This is a genomic window from Nocardia sp. NBC_00403, assembly GCF_036046055.1.
Lineage (GTDB): Bacteria > Actinomycetota > Actinomycetes > Mycobacteriales > Mycobacteriaceae > Nocardia.
The window spans coordinates 918461-941135 of sequence record NZ_CP107939.1 but is presented as its reverse complement, the minus strand read 5'-3'; the positions used below and the strand labels follow the sequence as shown (position 1 = coordinate 941135).

General features: G+C 65.4%; 19 protein-coding genes. 7 read left to right on the top strand and 12 right to left on the bottom strand.

What is annotated here, in order from left to right; all coding sequences use genetic code 11:
• Positions 1-8 precede the first annotated feature (8 nt).
• The 5 genes from dnaB to rpsF all read right to left on the bottom strand — a co-directional run bounded on the left by dnaB (position 9) and on the right by rpsF (position 4969).
• Positions 9-2639 carry a replicative DNA helicase gene (gene dnaB / locus OHQ90_RS04175; RefSeq protein ID WP_328407500.1) on the bottom strand — a complete coding sequence of 877 codons (2631 nt, stop codon included), beginning with the start codon at positions 2637-2639 and terminating at the stop codon, positions 9-11.
• 629 nt (positions 2640-3268) lie between these two features.
• Positions 3269-3721 (bottom strand): 50S ribosomal protein L9, encoded by a 453-nt coding sequence (rplI, locus tag OHQ90_RS04170; RefSeq protein WP_328407498.1) that lies wholly within the window; start codon positions 3719-3721, stop codon positions 3269-3271.
• Positions 3722-3738: 17 nt separating this feature from the next.
• Positions 3739-3990, bottom strand: coding sequence for a 30S ribosomal protein S18 (gene rpsR / locus OHQ90_RS04165; protein ID WP_328407495.1), 252 nt, complete (start codon positions 3988-3990; stop codon positions 3739-3741).
• A gap of 56 nt (positions 3991-4046) precedes the next feature.
• Complete coding sequence (locus OHQ90_RS04160) at positions 4047-4598, bottom strand: single-stranded DNA-binding protein (RefSeq protein ID WP_328407493.1); 552 nt, start codon at positions 4596-4598, stop codon at positions 4047-4049.
• Positions 4599-4681: 83 nt separating this feature from the next.
• Positions 4682-4969 carry a 30S ribosomal protein S6 gene (gene rpsF, locus OHQ90_RS04155; protein WP_328407491.1) on the bottom strand — a complete coding sequence of 96 codons (288 nt, stop codon included), beginning with the start codon at positions 4967-4969 and terminating at the stop codon, positions 4682-4684.
• Between the two features lie 225 nt (positions 4970-5194).
• Here rpsF and OHQ90_RS04150 point away from each other — a divergent pair, with 225 nt between their 5' ends.
• Positions 5195-6586 (top strand): hypothetical protein, encoded by a 1392-nt coding sequence (locus tag OHQ90_RS04150; protein WP_328407489.1) that lies wholly within the window; start codon positions 5195-5197, stop codon positions 6584-6586.
• A gap of 484 nt (positions 6587-7070) precedes the next feature.
• Here OHQ90_RS04150 and OHQ90_RS04145 read toward each other — a convergent pair whose 3' ends face one another.
• The gene (locus tag OHQ90_RS04145) at positions 7071-7610 is read right to left on the bottom strand and encodes a CGNR zinc finger domain-containing protein (RefSeq protein WP_328407487.1); all 540 of its coding nucleotides are present in this window, start codon (positions 7608-7610) and stop codon (positions 7071-7073) included.
• A gap of 83 nt (positions 7611-7693) precedes the next feature.
• On the opposite strand from OHQ90_RS04145, the gene OHQ90_RS04140 reads away from it, so the two are divergent.
• A complete protein-coding gene (locus OHQ90_RS04140; RefSeq protein WP_328407485.1) occupies positions 7694-8593 on the top strand; it encodes a DMT family transporter in 900 nt (299 codons plus the stop codon).
• Between the two features lies 1 nt (position 8594).
• Here OHQ90_RS04140 and OHQ90_RS04135 read toward each other — a convergent pair whose 3' ends face one another.
• From OHQ90_RS04135 to OHQ90_RS04125, 3 genes are all read right to left on the bottom strand, one after another.
• Complete coding sequence (locus OHQ90_RS04135) at positions 8595-9218, bottom strand: Tellurium resistance (protein WP_328407483.1); 624 nt, start codon at positions 9216-9218, stop codon at positions 8595-8597.
• Between the two features lie 89 nt (positions 9219-9307).
• Complete coding sequence (locus tag OHQ90_RS04130) at positions 9308-10411, bottom strand: DUF475 domain-containing protein (RefSeq protein WP_328407481.1); 1104 nt, start codon at positions 10409-10411, stop codon at positions 9308-9310.
• Positions 10412-10602: 191 nt separating this feature from the next.
• On the bottom strand, positions 10603-11178 hold the full coding sequence (locus OHQ90_RS04125) for a TerD family protein (RefSeq protein ID WP_328407479.1): 576 nt from the start codon (positions 11176-11178) through the stop codon (positions 10603-10605).
• A 193-nt stretch (positions 11179-11371) separates the two neighbouring features.
• Here OHQ90_RS04125 and OHQ90_RS04120 point away from each other — a divergent pair, with 193 nt between their 5' ends.
• The 4 genes from OHQ90_RS04120 to OHQ90_RS04105 are packed head-to-tail and all read left to right on the top strand — an operon-like array spanning position 11372 to position 17289.
• Positions 11372-12586 carry a hypothetical protein gene (locus OHQ90_RS04120; protein WP_328407477.1) on the top strand — a complete coding sequence of 405 codons (1215 nt, stop codon included), beginning with the start codon at positions 11372-11374 and terminating at the stop codon, positions 12584-12586.
• Positions 12587-12599: 13 nt separating this feature from the next.
• A complete protein-coding gene (locus OHQ90_RS04115; protein ID WP_328407474.1) occupies positions 12600-13811 on the top strand; it encodes an HpcH/HpaI aldolase/citrate lyase family protein in 1212 nt (403 codons plus the stop codon).
• Complete coding sequence (locus tag OHQ90_RS04110) at positions 13808-16444, top strand: phosphoribosyltransferase (RefSeq protein WP_328407472.1); 2637 nt, start codon at positions 13808-13810, stop codon at positions 16442-16444. Before OHQ90_RS04115 ends, OHQ90_RS04110 begins: the two co-directional genes overlap by 4 nt.
• Positions 16444-17289: an HAD family hydrolase gene (locus tag OHQ90_RS04105; RefSeq protein ID WP_328407470.1), complete on the top strand. Its 846-nt coding sequence runs from the start codon at positions 16444-16446 to the stop codon at positions 17287-17289. The genes OHQ90_RS04110 and OHQ90_RS04105 overlap by 1 nt, the downstream gene beginning before the upstream one ends.
• A 63-nt stretch (positions 17290-17352) precedes the next feature.
• Here OHQ90_RS04105 and OHQ90_RS04100 read toward each other — a convergent pair whose 3' ends face one another.
• The gene (locus tag OHQ90_RS04100) at positions 17353-17748 is read right to left on the bottom strand and encodes a RidA family protein (protein ID WP_328407468.1); all 396 of its coding nucleotides are present in this window, start codon (positions 17746-17748) and stop codon (positions 17353-17355) included.
• Positions 17749-17882: 134 nt separating this feature from the next.
• Between OHQ90_RS04100 and OHQ90_RS04095 the strand changes: the two genes are divergently transcribed.
• A complete protein-coding gene (locus tag OHQ90_RS04095) occupies positions 17883-18857 on the top strand; it encodes a helix-turn-helix transcriptional regulator (RefSeq protein WP_328407466.1) in 975 nt (324 codons plus the stop codon).
• Between the two features lie 428 nt (positions 18858-19285).
• On the opposite strand, the gene ptsP is transcribed toward OHQ90_RS04095, so the two are convergent.
• Together ptsP and dhaL are read right to left on the bottom strand one after the other, a co-directional pair.
• A complete protein-coding gene (gene ptsP / locus OHQ90_RS04090; protein WP_328407464.1) occupies positions 19286-22063 on the bottom strand; it encodes a phosphoenolpyruvate--protein phosphotransferase in 2778 nt (925 codons plus the stop codon).
• Positions 22060-22674 carry a dihydroxyacetone kinase subunit DhaL gene (gene dhaL, locus OHQ90_RS04085; RefSeq protein ID WP_328407462.1) on the bottom strand — a complete coding sequence of 205 codons (615 nt, stop codon included), beginning with the start codon at positions 22672-22674 and terminating at the stop codon, positions 22060-22062. The genes ptsP and dhaL overlap by 4 nt, the downstream gene beginning before the upstream one ends.
• Position 22675 lies beyond the last annotated feature (1 nt).

Below are 22675 nucleotides of genomic sequence, written 5' to 3'. Positions count from 1 at the left end.
AAATGCACCTATCCGCGGGCCATATCCACAAACCGGCTCAGGTGCAGTTGGTGCGCGACAGTGATGGTTGCGGTGGGGCCGTTACGGTGCTTACCGAGAATCAGATCGGCCTCGCCGCCCCGTGGGTCGTCCCGTTCGATTGCATCGGGGCGATGTAGCAGGATGACCATATCGGCGTCCTGTTCGAGCGAGCCGGATTCGCGCAGGTCAGAGACCATGGGGCGCTTATCGGTTCGCTGTTCGGGACCACGGTTCAGCTGACTGATGGCGACGACGGGTACTTCGAGTTCTTTGGCGAGCAGCTTCAGGTTTCGCGAGAAATCCGAGACTTCCTGCTGTCGGGATTCGACCTTTTTACCGGACGTCATCAGCTGGAGGTAGTCGACGACAACGAGTTTCAGGTCGTGGCGTTGCTTGAGTCGACGCGCCTTTGCTCGAATTTCCATCATGGTGAGGTTGGGTGAATCGTCGACGAACAACGGCGCCTCACTGATCTCACTCATCCGCCGCGCCAACTTGGTCCAGTCGTCATCACTCATCCGACCGGAACGCATATCGCCCAGCTTGATCTTCGCCTCGGCCGAGAGCAGACGCATGACAATCTCGGTACGGCTCATTTCCAGCGAAAAGATAACGCTCGGCAGCCCGTGCTTGATCGAGCAGCTGCGCATGAAATCCATGCCGAGCGTGGAGTTGTGGGTGGGCACCATGGCTCGTCCGGCCAGGTATAAGTGCTCGGCGTTGTCGACCTCGACGCAGCGCATCGGCACGCTGTCGATCCTGCGGACGTCCACGATGTACCGCGAGCTGGACCGTGCCGTACTGCGACTCGCACGCCGCTCTTTGTGCAGTATCGCTTTTCGATACAGCCCGAATACTTCGTCGTCCGTCGAGAACGTCATCGTGTAAGCGGTTGATGATTTCTCGGACCGGCCGTGGACACGCTTGGTAGAAACGTGGCCGCGATATCCAAGACTGACCACGAGCTCCTGCACATCGAGGAATAGCCGCCCATTGGTTACCGTGAACTGAACAGAGCCGCCGCTGGTCACGGTTCCATCGGTGTCGAGCAGCCCCGCGAGCAGCGCCCGCCGTTGGTGCTCAGAAGACCGCAGGTATTCGATGGGGATGTGTTTGTCGCCGAGCACACCGATGGTCCGCAGTCGAGCCTGCACGCTACCCACACTATTTCGGCACGCCTGGCACAGCCGAAGTCCGATGGAGGGGCCACCGCAATGCGCACAGGACGGGGCCGCAACAGGGGCGGAGTGGAAGCGCGCTTTGCCGCCGCATGATCGACCGCAGGTACGAACCTCGCTGGTGTGTGGGACGAACTCGTTACCACACACTGCGCACGCACGGGGCATGATCGGCTCGTCGGCGGGTAGCTGCAGGTGGTAGCGCAAGTACGCCGATGGGGACGGGATCGCAACGATCCCTTCTGCTTCGATGCAGGCGATGATTTCGGGATCCGCAGTGGTGAGCTGTGCTGCAGCAGACGTTCTGTCGCCGAGCCAGGCACCGAGGGTGTAGGGCGGCACCAGGAATTCGCGTGCAGGCAGTTGCAAAGCGCGCGTGTTGGCGACCGAGTGATTGACCCTGCGGTCGGCTGTTTCGCAGCGCAACGTGCGCGCGATGTCCGCGGTGGTGCGAACCGCTGCGAATGTACGTTGATTGCGGTATCCGTTGTGACCGGTCTCTGCCTGCTGTGCAGAGCGTCGAGATGCCCGTGTCTCGGTGAGCCACTGGTGCTCCTCATCCGCGACGATCACTGTGCCGTCGGAGAATTCGACCTCGTAGCAGGGGCGGTCGGACATGACGTCGGTTGCGGCGACGACGCGCGTCGGAGTGCCTTTGGCGTCGAGGAGCTCGTCACCGACACGGACTTCACCCATTGTGGTCCAACCAGTGGGCGTCGGCAGCGGGGTGTCGAGCGCGAGTGCCTTACCGACGCCGGGTCGAGCCGCGACGATGATCATCTGGCCGGGGTGCAGGCCGTTGGTGACCTCGTCGAGTTCGGTGAAGCCGGTGGGGACGCCGAGGGAGATGCCGCCGCGGCTGGCGATGGAGTCGATTTCGTCCATCGTCGGCTGGAGGAGTTCTTCGAGCGGGAGGAAGTCTTCGGTGGTGCGGCGTTCGGTGACCTCGTAGACCTCGGCTTGGGCGCGGTCGACCACCTCGGCGATGTCCTGGCCGTCGGCGCCCGCGTAGCCGTATTGGACAATGCGGGTACCTGCCTCGACGAGGCGGCGCAGGATGGCCTTCTCGGCGACGATCTCGGCGTAGTAGCCGGCGTTGGCGGCGGTCGGGACGGTTTGGGTGAGGGTGACGATGTAGGGGGCGCCGCCGATGCGCTTGAGTTCGCCGCGGCGGTCGAGGCCCGCGGCGACGGTCACCGGGTCGGCGGGTTCGCCGCGGCCGTATAGATCGAGGATCGTGTCGAAGATGGCCTGGTGGGCGGGACGGTAGAAATCTCCTGGCCGCAGCGCCTCGATGACGTCGGCGATGGCGTCCTTGCTGAGCAGCATGCCGCCGAGCACCGACTGCTCGGCCGCGAGGTCGTGCGGAGGCTGCCTGCCGAAGTCCTCGCCGGGCGGCTCGGAGTATTCCGCGTGTCCGCGGTCGTCGACGACTGCCACCAGACTCGACCGTCCTTTCCCCACCGGGATTCACACTATCGATGACTCGTTGTACTCCCGGGTACCGACACGTTGGGCGTGCAGCAGCGGGTGCGGCTGCCACCGTTCGCGGGCGCCGTCAGCGGGTTCCAGCAACCGTTGCGGCAAGGTACCGAATCATGACGTTCCTGCTGGTCTGTTCATGACATTGCGACGAACCTAGGCGACCGGAGGGGCGGTCACCAAACCGGACTGTGCACACATCTGTGGATAAGTTGGGGACTGTTTACCCAACGGTGTGCACCCCCTGTGTACTACTTGGGGAAAACCCAGGTCATTGCATTCAAACGCGCTGATAGATATTGATTTCCGAATCTATCCACGTGTGGATGAATCTCGGGTCGGCGTGTCGGTCCAGTTGAACAGCCGGGCGTGTTGAGTAAAACAGTGTGGATTACTGATATGGCCTAGGTCACATTGCGGACGGTTGGTTTTCTCGACGATCCACAAGTGGAATAACCGGAGGTAGAACCGTTGCGGCGATTTGCCGAGAATGACCCAGATCACCCTTTTGCCGAATGGCAAACATTTAGCTATTACAGTCGAAAGCCACTCTCGTGCCGAACACGAGAGTGGCCTTCGGAGCGAACTCAGTTCGCGGCGACCTGAAGGTCGAACTTGGCGATCACGTCGGGGTGCAGGTGCACCACAACGCCGTGCTTGCCAGTCGACTTGATGTGCGACTTCGGCAGCTCGATGCTGCGCTTGTCGACAACAGGGCCGCCCGCCGACTTGATGGCCGCGGCGACATCCGCCTGGGTCACCGAGCCGAACAGCTTGCCGGTGCCCGCGGTCTTCACCGACAGCGACACGGCCTCGAGGCCTTCGATGGTCTGCTTCAGCTCGTTGGCGTGATCGAGGTTGCGCACCTTGCGGGCGTCCTGCGCCCGGCGGATGCCCTCGACCTGCTTCTGAGCGCCTCGGCTGGCAACGATCGCCAGGCCGCGGGGCAGCAGGTAGTTGCGGCCGTAGCCGTCCTTGACTTCCACGGTGTCGCCGGGAGCACCGAGGTTGTCCACATCAGCAGTCAGAATCAACTTCATTGCGATGCCTCCCTGTCTCAGCGAGCCGTCGACACGTAAGGCAGCAGTGCAACCTCACGCGAGTTCTTCACGGCAACGGCGACATCGCGCTGGTGCTGCACGCAGTTGCCGGTCACCCGGCGAGCGCGGATCTTGCCGCGATCACTGACGTACTTACGCAGCAGCTGCGTGTCCTTGTAATCGATATTGACGGTGCCGGTCTTGGCTTCCTTGCAGAAGGTGCAAGCCTTCTTCTTCAGCACCTTCTCGCGCGCTGGCGCTTTAGGCATGTCTTACTCCGTAATCATTGATGGCCCAAGTGGATCCGGGCCGATGAATGCCGTTCTCAGAACGGCGGTTCGTCGTCTACGCGGCTGTTGCCCCCGAAGGAACCTGCCGCAGGTGCGCTGCCCCAAGGGTCGTCCTCGGCGCCGCCGGAACGCCCTCCGCCACCACTGCCACCGGCAGGGGCGAAGTTGCCACCGCCGCCACCGCTGCCGCCGGAACCGAATCCGCCGCCACCGCCGCCGCCGCGATTGGCCTTGGCGACCTTCGCGGTGGCGTAACGCAGCGAGGGACCGACCTCGTCGACCTCGAGCTCGACGACCGTGCGCTTCTCACCCTCGCGGGTTTCATAGGAGCGCTGCTTCAGTCGTCCGCTCACGATGACGCGGGAACCACGGGTCAGGCTTTCAGCGACATTTTCCGCAGCTTCACGCCAGATGTTGCAGCGCAGGAAGAGCGCTTCGCCGTCTTTCCATTCGTTCGAATTACGGTCGAACACGCGGGGAGTCGAAGCGACGGTGAAATTCGCCACCGCTGCGCCCGCGGGCGTGAATCGAAGCTCGGGGTCGGCCGTCAAGTTTCCGATGACGGTGATGACCGTGTCGCCTGCCATGTGGTTCCTCCTGCTCGGTTGCAGTCCGCAATGCACTCGCTGTTGCGCTAGAGCCTAGAGACAGGCTCCGACGCAATCGAGAGTCACTTGCCGTGGCGCAGAACCTTGGTGCGCAGCACCGACTCGTTGAGGCCCAGCTGGCGGTCGAGTTCCTTGACCGTGGCGGGCTCAGCGGTCAGATCGACCACCGCGTAGATGCCTTCGGCCTGCTTGGCGATTTCATAGGCGAGACGGCGGCGGCCCCAGATGTCGACCTTGTCGACCTTGCCGCCTTCGGTACGAACCACGCCGAGCATGGTCTCCAGGGACGGGGCTACGGTGCGCTCGTCCAGGCTCGGATCGAGGATAACCATCACTTCGTAATGACGCACGGACCAATCACCTCCTGTGGACTAGGAAACGGCCACGGACTTTCCGTGGCAGGAGGGTCGTTGCGTCAGCAACCCGACAAGGCTACATGAGCAGCTGCTGAGCGCCGAAACGCCCCCACAGCTGCCTGGCTCCCGCTGATTTCGCCCTGGTGTGGGTGGTGCGCGGGCGATCGCATCCGCGGGGGACCCAAACGTGGCCCGGCCCGGCCACTTAGGGTGGTCGTCATGCCGACCGGACTGGCCGCCAGCGACAGGATCGCAGGCCGTGTGACGCGCACTGCGGCGCTCTCCGCCGTGGTGGTGTTGCTGTGCGGGCTCACGCTGGCGCTCGCCTACCTGAACAAGGCGCGCTGTGCGGGTGCACCGTTTGCCGAGGACGGTCGCAGCTCGGTGTTCGACGTGCTCAAGGATTCGGATGTCTGTTATTCCGATATCCAGTTCCTGTGGCTCGGGCGCGACATCGACAACCATGTTTTTCCGTATATCGACGGCGGCATCACCGAGGACGGCATGCTGACCGGGGGTGCGGTCGAATATCCGGTGCTCAGCGGTGTGCTGATGTGGCTCGGTGCGGTCGGAGCCCACAATGACGCCGAATTTCTGCTGCACTCCGCGCTGCTGCTGGCGCCGTTCGCGCTGCTGACCGCGTGGTTGCTCGTTCGACTGTCCGGACGTGCGGCGCTGCTGTGGGCGGCGGGGCCGCCGTTGGTACTGTACGCATTCCACAACTGGGAGCTCCCCGTGGTGTGCACGGCGGTGGCTGCCGTGTACGTGGTCACCGCGATGACCCGATATTCATTGCGCACCAGGGGAATACTCGCCGCGGTACTGCTCGGCGTCGGCTTCTGTTTCAAGCTGTACCCGGGCATCTTCGTGCTGCCGTTGCTGGCCTATGTGCTCACCGGTGGCCGGCGCGAGGTGGCAGATCTCGAGCCGGCGCGGCTCGATGTGCGCGGCGCATTGATGGCGGCTGCCGCTGCCGTCGGCACCGTGGTGGCGGTGAATCTGCCTTTCGCACTCGCCGGTTACGAGGGCTGGCGGGCGTCGATCACCTTCCAGCAGTTGCGTCAGGCCGATATCACCACGAATTCCATTTGGTACTGGGGACTTCGGCAGCTGTTCGGGCAGGACGCCGACAGCGAGACGGCCTTTCAGCATGCGGTGTCGATCGCCTCGCCCACCCTGGTGCTCGCGTCCTTCGCGCTCGCGATGTGGTTGGGCTGGAAGCGATTCACCAGGACCGGCGCCTTCCCGTGGATCGGGGTCAGCGGCGCGATGCTGTGTGGATTCCTGTTGTTCCACAAGGTGCATTCGCCGCAGTACACGTTGTGGCTTGTTCCGTTCCTGGTGTTGCTCGAAGTGCCGTGGTCGGCGATCGGCGCGTACCTGGTGGCCGACGCGGCTATCGGCATCGGGGTGTTCCGATACTTCTATTCGATCGGTTCCGGCACCTCGGTGGATCTGATGGAGAACGTGGTCCAGTTCGGTGTCTGGGGTCGCGCCGTTCTGCTCGTAGTGTTCTTCTTCCTGTTCGCGCGGGCGCTGCCGCGCGGGTTCCGACCTGCGCCACCGCCGATCTCGCGTTTGGACCGCGGCGACTTGGTGCCGGTGGCTTAATGGCACTGTCGGGCGCAGTCCGCCGACAGTCGCGCCGGGTCGAGCGAAGGCGAGGCAGCCGCTTAATGGCACTGTCGGGCGCAGTCCGCCGACAGTCGCGCCGGGTCGAGCGAAGGCGAGGCAGCCGCTTAATGGCACTGTCGGACGCGGTCCGCCGATAGCCGCGCCGGGTCGAGCGAAGGCGAGGCAGCCGCTTAATGGCACTGTCGGACGCGGTCCGCCGATAGCCGCGCCGGGTCGAGCGAAGGCGAGGCAGCCGCTTAATGGCACTGTCGGACGCGGTCCGCCGATAGCCGCGCCGGGTCGAGCGAAGGCGAGGCAGCCGCTTAATGGCACTGTCGGACGCGGTCCGCTGACAGTCGCGCCGGGTCGAGCGAAGGCGAGGCAGCCGCTTAATGGCACTGTCGGACGCGGTCCGCCGATAGCCGCGCCGGGTCGAGCGAAGGCGAGGCAGCCGCCTAGTTGGGCAGTCGGGTGGGTTTGCTCAGTCCGCGGCGTGTCTGGCGCGGAATGCGGCGCTCTTGGCGCGATTGCCGCACTGGGTCATATCGCACCAGCGGCGCGACTTGCCGCGTGAGGTGTCCACGTAGAGGCGGGTGCACACGGGGCGGCCGCATGCCTTGATCAGCTGCCGCTCGGGTCCACCGAGCATTTCGACGGCGGCACGGGCGATGGCCGTGATGGCGGCCTCGGGAGTTCCGGTGCGGATCAACGTGGCATCGGATTGCAGTGTCAGACGGGGCAGTTCGCCGACTGCCAGCTCGTTGACCATGCCGCGGTCGGTCTCGGCGAACGGTTCATCCTCGGCGGCGGCAAGGGCCAGTCGGTAGGCGGCTTCGCGCAGGCGCACGGCACGGTCGAATATCGCTGTGTCGCAGTGTGGTTCGCCGTCGAGCAGATCGGCGGCGACGAGCCATTCGTCGAGGTCGGCCGGTGTCCGGAGGTAGTCGTCGAACGTCGTGGCTCGGGCTTTGACCGTGCCTGCGAAGTCCAGGGCGAGGTTACCGCTTACGAAGGCGAACACCCTTTCATGGTAACCGCCTTGACAGGTTAGTAAAGCAGGTGCGACGGTAGTAACCGCTTTAGCCGGTTGCATCGGGAGGATTCGTGAAAGATCGCATCGCGACGGTGGCCATGCAGCCGCTCTTTGTTGTGCTGTGGAGCAGTGCGTTCATCGCGGGGATCATCGGAGTCGGCGCCGCGCCGCCGCTGATGGTGTTGTTCGGGCGGTTCGCCATCGCGGGCCTGTTGCTCGCGCTGTACGCGCGAGCGGTGGGGGCGCGATGGCCACAGGGTGCCGAGCTCCGGCATGTGGTCGTTGCGGGTCTGCTGATGCAGATCGTGCAGTTCGGTGCGTTCTATACCGCGATGAGCCACCATGTTTCGGGTGCTGTGATCGCGCTGGTGCAGGGGTTGAATCCGGTGGTCATCGCGTTGTTCGCCGGGTTCATCGGCGAAACCGTCACGGTGCGGCAGTGGTTCGGCTTCGGGATCGGCGGCGTCGGTGTGGGGTTGGCCGTGCTGGACCAGTCGGCCATGTCGATGGTCGGGCTACTGTTGTGCGTGGTCGGATTGCTCGGCCTGAGCATCGGGACGGTGTATCAGAAACGGTTCGTCCCGCAGGTTGATCCACGCGCAGCGACCGCCGTGCACGTGGTGGCGAGCGCGCCGATCGCGGGTGTATCGGCTTGGGCCAGTGGGCAACTGCATATCTGGGATATGGGCCGCTTCGCGCAATCACTGGCCTGGATGGTGTTCATGAACTCGATGGTCGCGTTCCTGCTGCTGAACCACATGCTGCAGCGCTGGGATGCGACCCGGGTCGGCCGACTGTTCTTCGCGACGCCGGTGGTGACCGCGACCCTCGCGTGGCTGCTGGTCGATCAACCGTTGCGGCCCTTGACCGTTGCCGGACTCGCGGTCGGCGTGATCGGCATGGTGCTCGCGTCGCGGCGACCTGTTGCCGCGGTCGAACAGCCGCGCGTGGTGGCGGTGGGGGCGCGCTGAGCTACGTGCTCGCGCTGTGCCAGTCCATGCCCCACCGGTAAGCCTCGTCGATGGCGCGCTGGGCGCCCTCGACATAGTGGACCTCCCGGTGCACAGTGATGCCGGTGCCCTGATGCTGCAGCAGCGCAACAGCACACGAGTCGGCGCCTCGCACCGGGGCGTCGAGGCGAACCTCGATCTGCGGGCCGGATGTGGGGAACAGGGTGACAACGCCATTGGCGGCGGCCCAGTTCGGCACGCCGTCGGAGCCGGCGGCGAAGATCAGGACGCGTCGAAACAGTTCTGGCCTCGCAAGATCGATGTGCAGGTTCGCGCCGGCGTTCGCCGCATCGCTGCGATCGTCGCCGTCGAGGACGATGTGCGGCTCGGAATCCAGTGCGCCGAAATTGTTTCCGATAGCCGCAATCACACCTTTGGCCCCGTTGGACAGCTCATAGAGGCAACCGAGCTTCAGCTCGACAGGCTTGGACTTGCGGAAGAAACCCTTCGAACCGGTGGTCCAATTCAGGTTCACCCGCATGACTCCGGGCTGGTCACCGGGTTTGACGAGGGTGGTGCTCGGCGTAGCTTTCGACAGCGTCAATTTCGACTGGTTGACGCCGCCGGGAGTGTTGTCCTTCGCCATCGGAGCGATTCCCCCTCGTACACAAAGAAAGCGGCAATGGCTGAAATACAGCCATTGCCGCTCGAAGTTCGTCGACTGTCTGCCGAATGTCAGCCTACCGGCGTCGGTTCCCGTTCGCTCTTCACTTCTTCGGCATCATCCTCGCGACCGTTGCGAACGATGCTGGTGATGAAGGCAGCACCGATGAACGCGACACCGACAAGGCCGGTGACGAGGTCGTTGATGTGTACGCCGATCGAGACCATCAGGATGATGGCCAGCGCACCGATCGCCCAGTGTGCGCCGTGCTCCAGATACACGTACTCCGAGAGCGTGCCCTTGCGCACCAGGTAGACCGTGATGGAGCGGACGAACATGGCGCCGATCAGGCCGAGGCCGAGCGCGATGATGATCGGGTCGGAGGTGATGGCGAAGGCGCCGATCACGCCGTCGAAGGAGAACGACGCGTCGAGCACTTCCAGGTACAGGAACAGGAAGAACCCGGCCTTGCCCGCGGCCTTGGCGAGTTCCGAAGGACCGTCGGTGTCCTCCTCCTCGGTGTGGAACATCGAGCCGAGTCCGTCCACCACGATGTAGGTGAGCATGCCGAGCAAGCCGGCGAGCAGGACGGTGGCGCGCTCTTCTTCGGTTGCGATGAACTCCGCGGTCAGGATCAGTGCGACACCGGAGACGACCACCGAGAGCATGTCGAGCTTGCCGAGCCGGGCCAGCGGCCGCTCCAGCCAGGACAGCCAGGTGATGTCGCGTTCCTCGAAGATGAAGTTCAGGAACAGCAGCAGCAGGAACATGCCGCCGAACGCGGCGATCTGCGGGTGTGCGTCGGTGAGCAACGTCTCATAGCTCTTGCTGCCGTCCGGGAAGGTCGCGGCGTCGTCGGCGGGCGGGTTCAGCGCCAGATCGAAGGCCTTCACCGGGTCGAGGCCCGCGGTGATCCACACGATCGCCAGCGGGAAGACCAGGCGCATACCGAACACCGCGATCACCACACCGATGGTGAGGAAGATCTTCTGCCAGAACTCGCTCATTCGTTCCAGCACAGTCGCATTGATGACCGCGTTGTCGAACGACAGCGAGACCTCGAGGATACCGAGGATCGCGGCGAGTGCGAACGCGGTCGGTCCGCCGTACAGGAACGCCACGATAAGCGAGACCACCGTGACGATGAAGGACATGCCGAAAATGCGCAGGACCACGCGGGGACCTTTCCTATGCGGCGACTCGGACTTTCGTCCGAGCACGTGTGAATGAAGAGACCGGGTTGGTGACGGCTAGTTCCAGCGTGGCTGCTGAATCGGCGGTTGTCCAACGGTGTTGCGTGCGTCTCGGCGCGTTGTCGCGCGAACAGGGGGCCCGTCGCCGAGCCCCCTGACAAGCAAGGTCGTGCTTAGACGTTCACGCCGTAATCGCGGGCGATACCGGCCAGACCCGAAGCGTAGCCCTGGCCGATGGCGCGGAACTTCCACTCGGCCCCGTTGCGGTACAGCTCACCGAAGACCATGGCGGTCTCGGTGGAGGCGTCCTCGGTGAGGTCGTAGCGGGCCAATTCGGAGCCGTTGCTGCGGTCGACGACGCGAATGTAGGCGTTGCGCACCTGACCGAAGGACTGCTGACGGCCGTCCGCGTCGTAGATCGAAACCGGGAAGAAGATGCTCTCGATCGTCGGCGGGGTGGCCGCCAGGTCGACGTTGATCACCTCGTCGTCGCCCTCGCCCTCACCGGTCTTGTTGTCACCGGTGTGCTCGATGGCGCCTTCGGGGGACTTGAGGTTGTTGAAAAACACGAAGTGCTGGTCCGACAGCACCTTCTTGTCCGCACCGGTCGCGATGGCGCTGGCATCGAGGTCGAAGTCGGTGCCGGTGGTGGACCGCAGGTCCCACCCGAGACCGACCGCAACGGCGGTAAGGTTCGGCGCCGCCTTGGTCAGCGAGACGTTGCCGCCCTTGGACAAACTGACACCCATGCGGGAATCCCTTTCAATAGACGTTTGAGGTTCCCAGCATGTCCGAATCGCCGGGTACGACATACGACAGTAGTAGGTTTCGGCGAAGTTGCGTAGGAACCCGTACAACCCCCGGCGAACTGGAAGATCGCCGGAAGGTGCGCAGTCTTGTGCTCGGGCAGGCACACACGAGTCCACCGCCTACCATCGGGGCGTGGCAGGCCGCAGGCGTGGATGGTTCCGGTCATCGGGGCACAATGAATGGATTCAGCAGGCCCGACCGGCGCTGACTGCTGGCTTCCTCGATATGGATCGGCGCCAGAGCGCGGCCGAGGCGGCCGTGCACGCCGCCGAGCAAGTGTTCCCGGATCGACGGATGAGCGCGAACTGGGAAACGGTGCGCAGCCGGTGCTATGACGCGGCGGGCGCGTACCTGGCGTTCAACGACGAGTTGGATACGGCCGAGCGCGACGGCACTCCCGTCCCACAGGGGCAGGCCCGCGCCGATGCGCTGGTCCGGCAGCTGAATGCGGCGGCGGTGGCGGTGGATGAGTTCTACGGCGGCAATCAGACACAGCTCGAGCGCGCCCTTGCCGTGTATCGGACGGTGCCGCAGCTGGCCGAACAGGTGAAGATCACCGCGGCGGGTGTTCGCCGGCAGGCGGCCGAGTCGGACTACGTCGGCTACCCGTCGGTACGACAGGCCGCGGCCGCCGTCGATGAGGCTCTGATCACACTGGAAGCCGCAGGTCCCGAGGCTGCCGCGACCGTCCGAGCCGCTGCCAATCGCCTCGAAGCGGCAACCAAGGAATTGACAGAAGCATTGGCGCAGGCCCCATCTCGCGAAGGGACCGCGACCACCGCGATCAGCTCGGCGAGCACCAGGTTGGCGGCCGTGCGCACCAGAGCCGAACGGCTGGCGCCGGCCTTCTCTACGCTGCTGCGCGAGTTCAATGCTGCAAGTTCCGCGGATCTGGCTAACAATGGGCGGGAAAGCCAACGGGCCATCGATGCCGCGGACGTAGCCCTGGTACAGGCGCGCGTGGCATTGGCCCAGAACAACCCGGAGTCTGCACTTGATCTGACCACATCCGCGCGCGGGTCTCTGACCGAGGCCGAGCAGCAGGTGGACGCCGTGACCAAACGGCTCACCATGCTGCGCGAAGTTCGGGACAATCCGCAAGAGAAGGCCAAGGCCGTACGATTTCGGCTGCGGGACGCACAAATGCTCGCGGTGGGCCGGGGGCTCACCGCCGAATGGGGATCTGTGCTCGATGCACAGGTGGACCGAATCGACCGAATCGCCGAAACACTGTCGGGGCGACACCCCGACTACTGGGCCTATGTGACGGAACTGGATTCCATCACCGAATTCATAGCCGGGGTAGTGGATCGAATGAGAAAACAAGCAGGACCACGACGAGAATGAGGATGGGGCAACGATGACCGCAGGCATCGCCGTCCCGCAGGCGGTTTCGCTGCGGAAACGACTGCCACTGCGCCATTTTCGGCAGTTGCACGGCCCGGAGGCACGGCATCTTTTCCATCGGCAGCCCGAACCTTTCGGCGACCACGCTGATCGGGAGCTACTGGCGATCGCGCTCGGCGCCACGTTGTACGCACCCGCGACCCGGCCGGATCTCGCCGTGACGATCGCCAAACGTGCCGAGCGCGGCGTGTGTTCGATGGTGATCGATCTCGAGGACGCGGTCGCCGACCACGAGGTGGAATTCGCCAAGCAGCAGACGGTGGCGACGCTGGATCTGCTGGCAGGCAGCGAGGATCCGAATCCGCTGCTGTTCGTCCGGGTTCGCGACGCGGACGCGATCACCGAGATCGTCGAGCAGCTCGGGGCGGGTGCGGCGGTGCTCACCGGATTCGTCTTCCCCAAATTCGACAGCACCACGGGAACCAAATATCTCGACGCGCTCGAGACCGCCGCGGAGCTGCTCGACCGGCCGATATACGGGATGCCGGTGCTCGAATCGGCGGGACTGGTGCATCGGCAGACCCGCGACGACGAGCTGACCCAGATCGCGACGTTGCTCGCCGAGCATCGGGAGCGGGTGCTCGCGGTGCGGGTCGGCGCGACGGACATGTGCTCGACCTTCGGCATCCGGCGTGACCGGGATCTGACCATCTACGACGTGCGGGTGGTCGCGGATGTCATCGCCGACATCGTGAATTACCTTGGGCGAGCGGATGGTACGGGTTTCGTCATCACCGGCCCGGTATGGGAGTACTTCGCCGATCACGAGCGGATGTTCCGGCCGTTGCTGCGCACCGCGCCCTTCGAAGAGTCCGATGCGGTGCCGTTCCGGCAGTACCTGGTCAGCCGGGATCTGGACGGGTTGCTGCGTGAGATCACGCTGGACCGGGCCAACGGCATCCAAGGCAAGACGGTGATCCACCCCTCGCACGTGGCCGCCGTGCACGCGCTGTCGGTGGTGACGCACGAGGAGTACTCCGACGCACTCGACATTCTGCAGGTCGACGTGGGTGGTGTTGCGGCATCCGGCTACCGCAACAAGATGAACGAGATGCGGCCGCACCGCAGTTGGGCGCGGCAGACGCTGCTGCGGGCGCGGGTGTTCGGTGTGGCGAATAAGGGAGTTTCGTTCGTGGATCTGCTGTCGGCGATGGTGAAGGTATGAGTGGCGCGTCTGCTGACCTGATCGGGACTGCTATCCCCTGGGCGACGAGGACGCTCGGTATGGCGCTGTTCCACGATGATTCGTACGGACCGGTCGATCCCGACGTGGCGACCAGCGCGTTACCGGTAGAACTGTCGATCGAGTCGCTGATCCAGCCGGGCCTGCGTCGCAACCCGCGACGCGCGCATCTGCTGGTGTCGACGGTGCTCGGCAAGCATCTGCCGACGGACCCACGAGTGGTGCTCGATGCGGGCAACCGGCTCGGTGACCTGGTGCGCGGAGTGCTCGGTGACCGGGAAGCGGTCGTACTCGGGTTCGCCGAAACCGCAACAGGTCTCGGTCATTGTGTGGCGGCGCGGATCGGTGCGGGCTGCTACCTGCATTCGACCCGGCGAGACGTCGCCGAAGCGGAGACACTCACCGGGTTCGAGGAGGGGCATTCGCACGCCACCTCGCACCAGCTGCAACCTGCACCGGCCGATATTTTCGCCAACGACCTCCCGCTCGTGTTGGTAGACGACGAGATATCCACCGGCGCTACGGCTCTCGATGCAATCCATGCGCTGCACGCGTTCTCGCCGAGGTCGCACTACCTGCTTGCTTCGCTGGTGGATATGCGCACCGAGGATGATCGCGCCGCTTTCGAAGCGGCGGCGCAGCGAATCGGCGCGCGGATCGACACGGTGTGCCTCGCGTCCGGCCGCACCGCATTGCCGGACGGATTGGTGGACGCGGTCGCCGCGCTACCCGAACCTGAGCTGAATCCTATTGCTGAGCAGCGAGGTTCGTTCACGCGAATGGAACTACCGTGGCCCGCGGCGGTGCCGGAGGGCGGTAGGCATGGGATTCTGCGTTCGGACATGACCGCGTTCGATTCCGCTGTCACCGCTGCGACCGAGGTGGTGCGGACGAAGCTCGATGCGGAATTCCCCGGCCGGCCGGTGATCGTGCTAGCGCACGAAGAGTTGATGTACATGCCGCTTCGGATGGCGGCGCAACTCGCCGAATCCGGCATGCCGACCCGGTACCAGACCACTACGCGGTCACCGGCGTACGTGCTCGACGAACCCGGCTATCCACTGCGTCGTGGATTCCGTTTCCTGGCACCGGAGGTCGGTCAGGAGCAGCCTCGCTACCTTTACAACGCGCATTGGGCCGAGGAGTTTTCCGGCGCGCGCGATCCGGAGTCGATGCAGCGGTCGAGCCTACTCGTCGGCACCGACGAAAGCCTCGGCAGCCAGTCGGCGAATTCCACAGCGGGCGGCGATCCGGTCCTGGTTGTCGTCATCGATTCCCCTGCCGACACCGCCGAACTCGTTGCCGACGGTGGGTTGATCGATGTGCTCACCGCCTCCGGCGCCGATGCCGTCGTCGCGGTGTTGCCCGGTGCTGATCCGCGCATGCTGCACGCAGGGCGGGTCGATCAATTGCCGTCGGGTACGGCAGTGCCCGACACGGTCGCCATGATGAGGTCAGCTGCTGTGAATACCGTCCCCGCAGTAGAACTTCCCGCTCCGCTGCACGGTCCGGACTTCGGATCGTATGCGCCCGAGGAGGTTTCCTGGCTGCTGAAGGATCTGTCCGACGTCGACCTCGAGGCGGACGTCGCTGAGCGGGAGCGTCGGATCCAGGCGGGAGTCGCGCATTACGCCGAATCGCTGCCGGTCGAATATCAGCCGGATGCGGCCTATCGGTCGTTGTTCGACGAGGTGCTCGAGGCCAGTGCCGAGCGGCTCGCGCTTGCCGTCGCGACGGTGGCGGAGCTGGTTGTCGCCGAGCGCGGCAACGACATCGTGCTGGTGTCGTTGGCTCGTGCCGGCACTCCAGTGGGTATCCTCATGCGCCGCTGGCTGGCTGCCGGCCGTTGCGGCGACCTGCCGAGTCTCGAGGTGCCGCATTATGCGGTGTCGATCGTGCGTGATCGCGGCATCGATGCCGTCGCATTGGACTACCTTGCCAAGCATCATGATCCGGCGTCGGTGGTGTTCGTCGACGGTTGGACCGGCAAGGGCGCCATCACCAGGGAACTCACCGAAGCACTCGACGCGTACCACGCCGCGGGTGGCGCTCGGTTCAACGACGAACTGGCCGTACTCGCCGATCCGGGGCATTGCGTGCGTACCTACGGCACCCGCGATGACTTCCTCATCGCGTCGGCCTGCCTGAATTCGACCGTCTCCGGCCTGATTTCACGCACGGTATTGAACGACACCCTGATCGCACCCGGCGATTTCCACGGCGCGAAGTTCTATCGCGAGCTGACCGGTGACGATGTCTCCGTGCGTCTGCTCGACGCGGTGAGCGGCGCTTTCGACGCGGTCCGAGACCGGGTGCCCGCCGAGGTCGCTGCCATCCGCGACAGCAACCGGACACCGACCTGGTCGGGCTGGGCCTCGGTGGAGCGGGTGCGTGAGCAGTACGGCATCGGTAGCGTGAATTTCGTGAAACCCGGTGTCGGCGAGACCACCAGGGTGCTGCTGCGTCGCGTGCCGTGGCGGGTGCTCGTCCGTGCGGCCGATGCGCCCGAGCACGCTCACCTGCGCTTGCTTGCCGCGGCCCGCGGTGTCCCGGTGGAGGTCGTGGGAGACCTCGCCTATTCGTGCATGGGATTGATCAAGGACGTACAGCAGTGATGCACCTACGAAGCCTACGAAGACAGACGCTGGTAGCCACCGACCTGGACCGGACGATGATCTACTCGCGCAACGCTTTCAGCGCGGCCACCGCGGTGCCGACGGTGTGTGTGGAGCATCTGGAAGGTGAGCCACTGTCGTTCATGACGACCACCGCGGCCCTGCGGATGCAGACCCTGACCGAACCCGCCGCCGTCATTCCGACGACCACCCGCACCATCAAGCAGTTCGAACGCATCCAATTGCCAGGCGCCCCATGGCGATACGCGATCACCAGCAACGGCGGCAATATCCTTGTCGACGGTCTGCCCGATATGCGCTGGCGCATCGATATCGACGACCAGGTTCGCGCGGGCGGTGCGACGCTGTCGGAGATCAATGCCGAGCTCCGTGCGCGCATCGATGACAGCTGGGTCACCAAGTTCCGTGTCGCCGACCACCTGTTCAACTATCTGGTGGTCAAGCCGAAAGAGGTGCCCGAGGGTTTCCTCGCCGAATGGGACGGCTGGTGCCGCACTCGCGGGTGGTCGGCCTCCCAGCAGGGCCGCAAGATCTACACCATGCCGACGGCCGTCTGCAAGAGCCGCGCCGTCCAGGAAGTTCGCCGCCGACTGGTCGAGAACGGCGAGCTGTCCCATGCTGCAATGACTCTCGCCGCCGGCGACGGCGCACTGGATGCCGAAATGCTCCGCACGGCCGACTCGGCCATCCGACCCCGCCACGGCGAACTCGAGCAACTGAACTTCACTCATCCCAATCTCACCATCACCCGGGCCTCGGGCATCCTCGCCGGCGAGGAGATCATCAACTGGTTCATCAAAGCCGCGCCGCTGTCCGCTGAATAGGGAAATCACCCACTTTCCTGCTAATCGCCGCTCCGGCAGCCCTACCGGAGCGGCGCGGTGGCATCACTCGACTGCGGTTCCCTCGAGCTCGACCATCTGGCCGGGGATCGCCAGCCGTGTGACCCCGAGCATCGTGGTAGTCGGCGTCACCCCGGCAGCGCCCAACCGCGACGCCAGCACGCCGTAGTGCTGGAAAAGCAGGTCGACGTCGGTGGTGTAGACGTTGAGCCGGACGAGGTTCGCGAGGGACATGCCGGCCGCTCCGAGCACGGCCTCCAAGTTGTCGAGGCTCAGCGCCAACTGCGCAGCCATGTCACCGGCATGCTGGGGCTTGCCGTCGGCGCTCATCGCGGTCTGCCCGGAGCAGTACAGGGTCCGGGTGTGCCCGGAGACGAGCTCACCCTGGTTGAATCCCATCTCCACCGACCACGTCACCGGGTTGACTGCCGTTCGTTCCATTACCACTTCAGCTCCATTCGATTCGTTGAAGTACGTGCGTCCAGCGGCCCGGTAGCCGCCGTCTGTGACGCCGTGGCGGTAAGCCTCCCAGCGAATCACGACATCCTGTGTCGTGTATTCGGTAAAGTTTTCGTATGCGCGCCGACCGGTTGGTGTCGCTGGTGCTGCTGCTGCGCCAGCGCGGCCGACTGACTGCGGCCGAGCTGGCCGACGAACTAGAGGTGTCCACCCGCACCGTGTTGCGCGATATCGACGCGCTGTCCGCGGCCGGTGTCCCGGTCTTCGCCGAACGCGGCCGGTGCGGCGGTTTCGCGTTGTTACCTGGGTTTCGGACCGAGCTCACCGGGCTGAACCACGACGAGGCGCTTGCCTTGCTGGTCGCCGGATCGCGGCGCGGCGCACAGGCATTCGGCCTCGGCTCGGCGCTTGCTTCGGCGATGCTCAAGGTGGTCGACGCGCTACCCGAAAGCTATCGGGACACCGCAGCTGACGTGGCCGAGCGATTGCTCATCGACCCGGAGACCGATCTGCTGTCGCGTCGGCTGGTCGCTGAGGAGGCGCCCGGCACCATATTGGCCGAGGTCCGGCGCGCGGTGTTCGCCGGAAACAAGCTGCGCATCCACTACGCGGCGCTCGACCAGACCCCGAAGTGGCGCACGGTGGACCCGATCGGCCTGGTCATCGTTCGCGACCGGGGCTACCTGCTGGCCACGAGATCTGGCGCGGACCGTACCTACCGGCTGTCGCGGGTGTTGGCTGCAAAGGAACTTCCCGAACCGGCACAGCGACCAGACCGCGTCGATCTGGACCGGGCCTGGCAGGAACGCAGCACACAGTTTCGGACCAGCGGCGACCAGATCGCCGTGCTGGTACGGGTGAACCCGGCGCGGCGGGAGGACCTGGTGAGCACCGCGCTGGCCGTCCACACCGAGGAACCGGACGCAAACGGCTGGCTGCGACTGGAGGTGACCTTCCAGGATTCACGATACGCCGAATGGGCGCTGTGGCAGCTCACTACGGACGCGGAAGCCCTGGCGCCGCAGTCGTTGCGCACATCCCTGCGCAACCGCGCCGCCGTGATCGCCACCCGCTACGCAGAGTCATCCTGAGAGTTGTCGCCGTGTGCCGAGCCGCCGCCGACGCGATTCGGACCGTTCCATATTGGTAGGTGCAAGCCCACCGAACGACGCGTGCGCAACGCGCAGTGCTGCCTGGTGTTGCGGACCGTCACCAATGTCCCACCCCGTAACACCTAGCCGTCGGGGCCCCGTGGGATTGTCCACTTCGGTGGTGTGAGCTTCCGGAGTCCTGAAGGTAATTGTCTTTGAACAACTTTCACGTTCCAGACAGTTCCGAAACCGAGATCCGCACGGTGTGGCGGCCGTCGGTCGCCGACGCTTCGCGCGGACTCCAGGCTCTGGTGGACCGTCGATAGAGGAAGGCCCGAGAACGGCACCACAGCTCGTCCTTCCGGTGAGAGGGCTGGTTGTGGTTGTGTTGTCGGGCAGTTGGATGAGTTCAGGTGCCGGCTGTTCTGTTATCTGGTGCGTACTTCGGTGGCCGATGTGCAGTCCAGGGCTCGGGCTGCTGCTTGTCGGCATTCGGTCAGGTCCAGGTCGCGGACCGCCGCCTTGACCAGTGGGATCGCGGGTGGGGCGACGCTGAGTTCGTGAACGCCGAGTCCGAGTAATAGTGGGGCTGCTACTGGGTCGGCAGCGGCTTCGCCGCAGACCGCTACTCGTGCGGATCCGGCCGACTCGCAGACCATGGCGATCAGCCGGAGTACGCCGGGGTCGAGGGGGTCGGCGAGGGTGCTGAGGGCTTCGTTGCCGCGTTCGGCTGCGAGCGCGTACTGGGTGAGGTCGTTGGTGCCGATGCTGAAGAAGTCGACGTGATCGGCAAAAATTGCCGTTTTCGCGGCTGCCGCAGGCACTTCCACCATGATGCCGACCTCCGGTGTGATACCGGGCGGGGCGACTTCGTCGAGGATGCGGCGGGCGGCAAGCAGCTCCTCCAATTGCGTGACCATGGGGAACATCACGCTCACCGGATGGTCGGCGGCGACTCGGCAGATAGCGGTGAGCTGGTCGCGTAGCAATGCGGGGCGGGCAAGGGCGAGCCGGATGCCTCGGACGCCGAGGAAGGGGTTGGCTTCGGTCGGTTGATCGATGTAGGGGAGCGGTTTGTCTCCACCGACGTCGAGGGTGCGCAGTACGATGCGGCGACCACCGAATGCCTCGGCCACCGCGCGGTATACCTGCTCCTGCTCATCGATGGAGGGCGCGTCGTCACGGCCGAGGAACAAGAACTCGGTGCGCACCAATCCGGCCAGGTCCGCGCCGTTGCGCACGGCTTCGGTCGCATCGAGGTCGCTGCCCACATTCGCCGCGATGTGAATGGTCACCCCGTCACGGGTGATCGCGGGTTTGTCGGCCGCCGCCTCGGCGGCTCGACGTTGTTCGCGTTGCCAGATCGCGAGCCCGGTGAAGGCGGCGAGGGTTGCCGCGTCGGGCTCGATCACGAGTCTGCCGGTGCCGCCGTCCACTGCGATAACAGTCCCGTCCTGGACCGCGAGCACATGGGCACCCGCACCCACCACGGCGGGGATGCCGCGCGCACGAACGATGATGGCGCTGTGCGAGGTCGGGCTGCCCTGGGCGAGCACGATTCCCGTGACGAGGTCGCGATCGAGTCCGGCGGCCTGGGCAGGCGTCAGGTCCGCCGCGACGAGAATGCCTGCGCGACTGATCATCTCGGTGGAGTGGCCCAGCATCGCCGCGAGCACCTGGTCGCGTATGGCTCGCAAGTCGGCGGCGCGGGCTCGCTGGTAGTCGTCGGTGAGCCGATCCAGGTCGGCGGCAGCCGATTCCAGCACCTCGGACCACACGCGGGCAGCAGAGCCCGCGGCATCGATGCCCTGATGGACGGCGCCGATCAGCTCGTCGTCATCGAGTAGCAGCAGGTGCGCCTCGAAGATTTCGGCCTCCGCACCCGCATGCGCGCGAGTTCGCTCGATGTCGGCACGCACGGCCGAGATGGCCGCATCGAACAGTTCTCGCTCCACTTGTGGTGGGCCGGACGGAGTTTCGGGCACATCGAATTCTGTCTGCCCGATCCGCCAAGCACGCCCGATACCAATGCCCGCAGACGCGGGAATTGGGCCTGCGCTCTGTCCGGTGGGTGTGGGAGTCGGGCCTTGCCCGGTGGGCGAGAGTATTGAGCCCGCGCGCTGACCAGGTGAGGGGTTCAGGCCTGTGCTCTGACTGATGAGTGAGGGGATTGGGCCTGCGCTCTGACCGGTGGGTGAGGGGATTGGGCCTGCGCTCTGACCGGTGAGCGTGGGAAAAGGACCTTCGTCATGACCAGTGGGCTTGGAAAATTGGCCTGTGCCGTGATCGGTCGGCGCGGGAATTGGGTGATCGGCAGGCGCCGGATACGGGCCGGCTCCCTTGCTGGTGCGGATGGAAGACCCGGCAGCGTCAGGTTCAACGATGGCCCGACCGGCCGTCTCGTCGAATCGGCGCGCGGCGAGAGCGAGTACGCGGTCCACCGCATCCTTTGCGCTCGGACCTGTTGCCACGACCTCGATTTCATGACCGGAGAGCGCACCGAGGGCGGCGACCCGGCTCAAGCTTGTTCCCGAAGCAGGGCCCGCGCCGGTCGACAGATTGCGCAGTCGGACGGTCGCCGCGAGGCGGCGTATCTCGGCGACGAGGCGTGCCGCCGGACGGGCATGCAGCCCATGGTCGTTCGTGACGACAAATGTGCCGGTAGCGGTCGGCTCCGCGCTGCTGGCGCCCGGTTCCATGGCCGCCGACGCTGTCGGGTCGCTGCCGGGCAGTGTTTGCGGCGCACCGCGCACACCTTCGGCCGCAGCCGACATCAGCTCAGGCGCACTGTCCGCGATGGCTTGCGGTTCCTGGAGGTGAGTTCGCTTGCCCGCCAATGCATTCTCGGCCTCGTCCGCGGCTTCCGCGAGCCCCGCGCCACCGGCCGCCGCGACGGCGGCCGCGATCAGGCCCTCCACGAATGGCGCCGAACACAAGCGCACCTGATGCGGCGAAGTGAGCAGATCCACCGCGAGCTCGGCGGAGAGCACAGCGCTGCCGAGGTCCATCAATACCAGTGCGCCGTCGCCGGAGTCGGCGTCGGCGATCGCATCGGCGACGGCGATCGCGTCGGTGCCGAAGGTGTGCTCGTCGAGCCCGGCCGCCACCTCGATGCGGATCGGCTGGTCGTGCAGCATCTCGGTGGCCAGCGCGACAGCGGCGGTGGCGAGGGCACGGCTGTGTGAGACGGCGACGATGCCGATCATCGAACCGCCTGTCTCGCGGCGAGCACCAGCAGTGCCGCACTGGTCGCGCCCGGATCCTGATGCCCGACACTGCGTTCGCCGAGGTAGGAGGCGCGGCCCTTGCGTGCGAGCATGGGAATGGTCGCGTCGCGTCCGGCCTCGGCCGCGGTTACCGCGGCCTCGAGTGCCGCGGCGAGATCAGCCCCGGCCGCGAGGCGCTCGTCGAGCGCGTCGGCCGCGGGCGCAAGCGCGTCGAACATCGTCTTGTCCCCGGATTCCGCCTTGCCGCGTGCCACGATCCCGTCGAGCCCGGCCCGGAACGCCTTCGCGAAACCGGCTGCGTCGAAGTCGGTTTCGCCCGCGGCGGCCGCGCAGCGCAGGAAGAACGTGCCGTAGAGCGGCCCGCTCGCACCGCCGATCGTTCGAATCAGCGTCATGCCGACCTGTTTCAGCTGTTCGGTCGGTGTTGTCGGCGCGGACTCGGCCAGCGCCGCGACGACCGCTGCCGTCCCGCGCTGCATATTGCTGCCGTGATCAGCATCGCCGATGGCCGCGTCGAGCTCGGTGAGTTCGTCGGTGTGCTCGTCGATCAGCTCGGCGAAGCGGCGCACCCAGTGGATCGGATCGATCATC

What these genes read in the sequence shown, in the direction of transcription:
- OHQ90_RS04110 (WP_328407472.1), top strand. Translation starts at nt 13,808, where the DNA reads ATGAGTGGCGCGTCTGCTGACCTGATCGGGACTGCTATCCCCTGGGCG.
- OHQ90_RS04100 (WP_328407468.1), bottom strand. Translation starts at nt 17,748, where the DNA reads ATGGAACGAACGGCAGTCAACCCGGTGACGTGGTCGGTGGAGATGGGA.
- OHQ90_RS04115 (WP_328407474.1), top strand. Translation starts at nt 12,600, where the DNA reads ATGACCGCAGGCATCGCCGTCCCGCAGGCGGTTTCGCTGCGGAAACGA.
- OHQ90_RS04150 (WP_328407489.1), top strand. Translation starts at nt 5,195, where the DNA reads ATGCCGACCGGACTGGCCGCCAGCGACAGGATCGCAGGCCGTGTGACG.
- rpsR (WP_328407495.1), bottom strand. Translation starts at nt 3,990, where the DNA reads ATGCCTAAAGCGCCAGCGCGCGAGAAGGTGCTGAAGAAGAAGGCTTGC.
- OHQ90_RS04125 (WP_328407479.1), bottom strand. Translation starts at nt 11,178, where the DNA reads ATGGGTGTCAGTTTGTCCAAGGGCGGCAACGTCTCGCTGACCAAGGCG.
- OHQ90_RS04135 (WP_328407483.1), bottom strand. Translation starts at nt 9,218, where the DNA reads ATGGCGAAGGACAACACTCCCGGCGGCGTCAACCAGTCGAAATTGACG.
- rplI (WP_328407498.1), bottom strand. Translation starts at nt 3,721, where the DNA reads ATGAAGTTGATTCTGACTGCTGATGTGGACAACCTCGGTGCTCCCGGC.
- OHQ90_RS04160 (WP_328407493.1), bottom strand. Translation starts at nt 4,598, where the DNA reads ATGGCAGGCGACACGGTCATCACCGTCATCGGAAACTTGACGGCCGAC.
- dhaL (WP_328407462.1), bottom strand. Translation starts at nt 22,674, where the DNA reads ATGATCGATCCGATCCACTGGGTGCGCCGCTTCGCCGAGCTGATCGAC.
- OHQ90_RS04095 (WP_328407466.1), top strand. Translation starts at nt 17,883, where the DNA reads ATGCGCGCCGACCGGTTGGTGTCGCTGGTGCTGCTGCTGCGCCAGCGC.
- OHQ90_RS04105 (WP_328407470.1), top strand. Translation starts at nt 16,444, where the DNA reads ATGCACCTACGAAGCCTACGAAGACAGACGCTGGTAGCCACCGACCTG.
- ptsP (WP_328407464.1), bottom strand. Translation starts at nt 22,063, where the DNA reads ATGATCGGCATCGTCGCCGTCTCACACAGCCGTGCCCTCGCCACCGCC.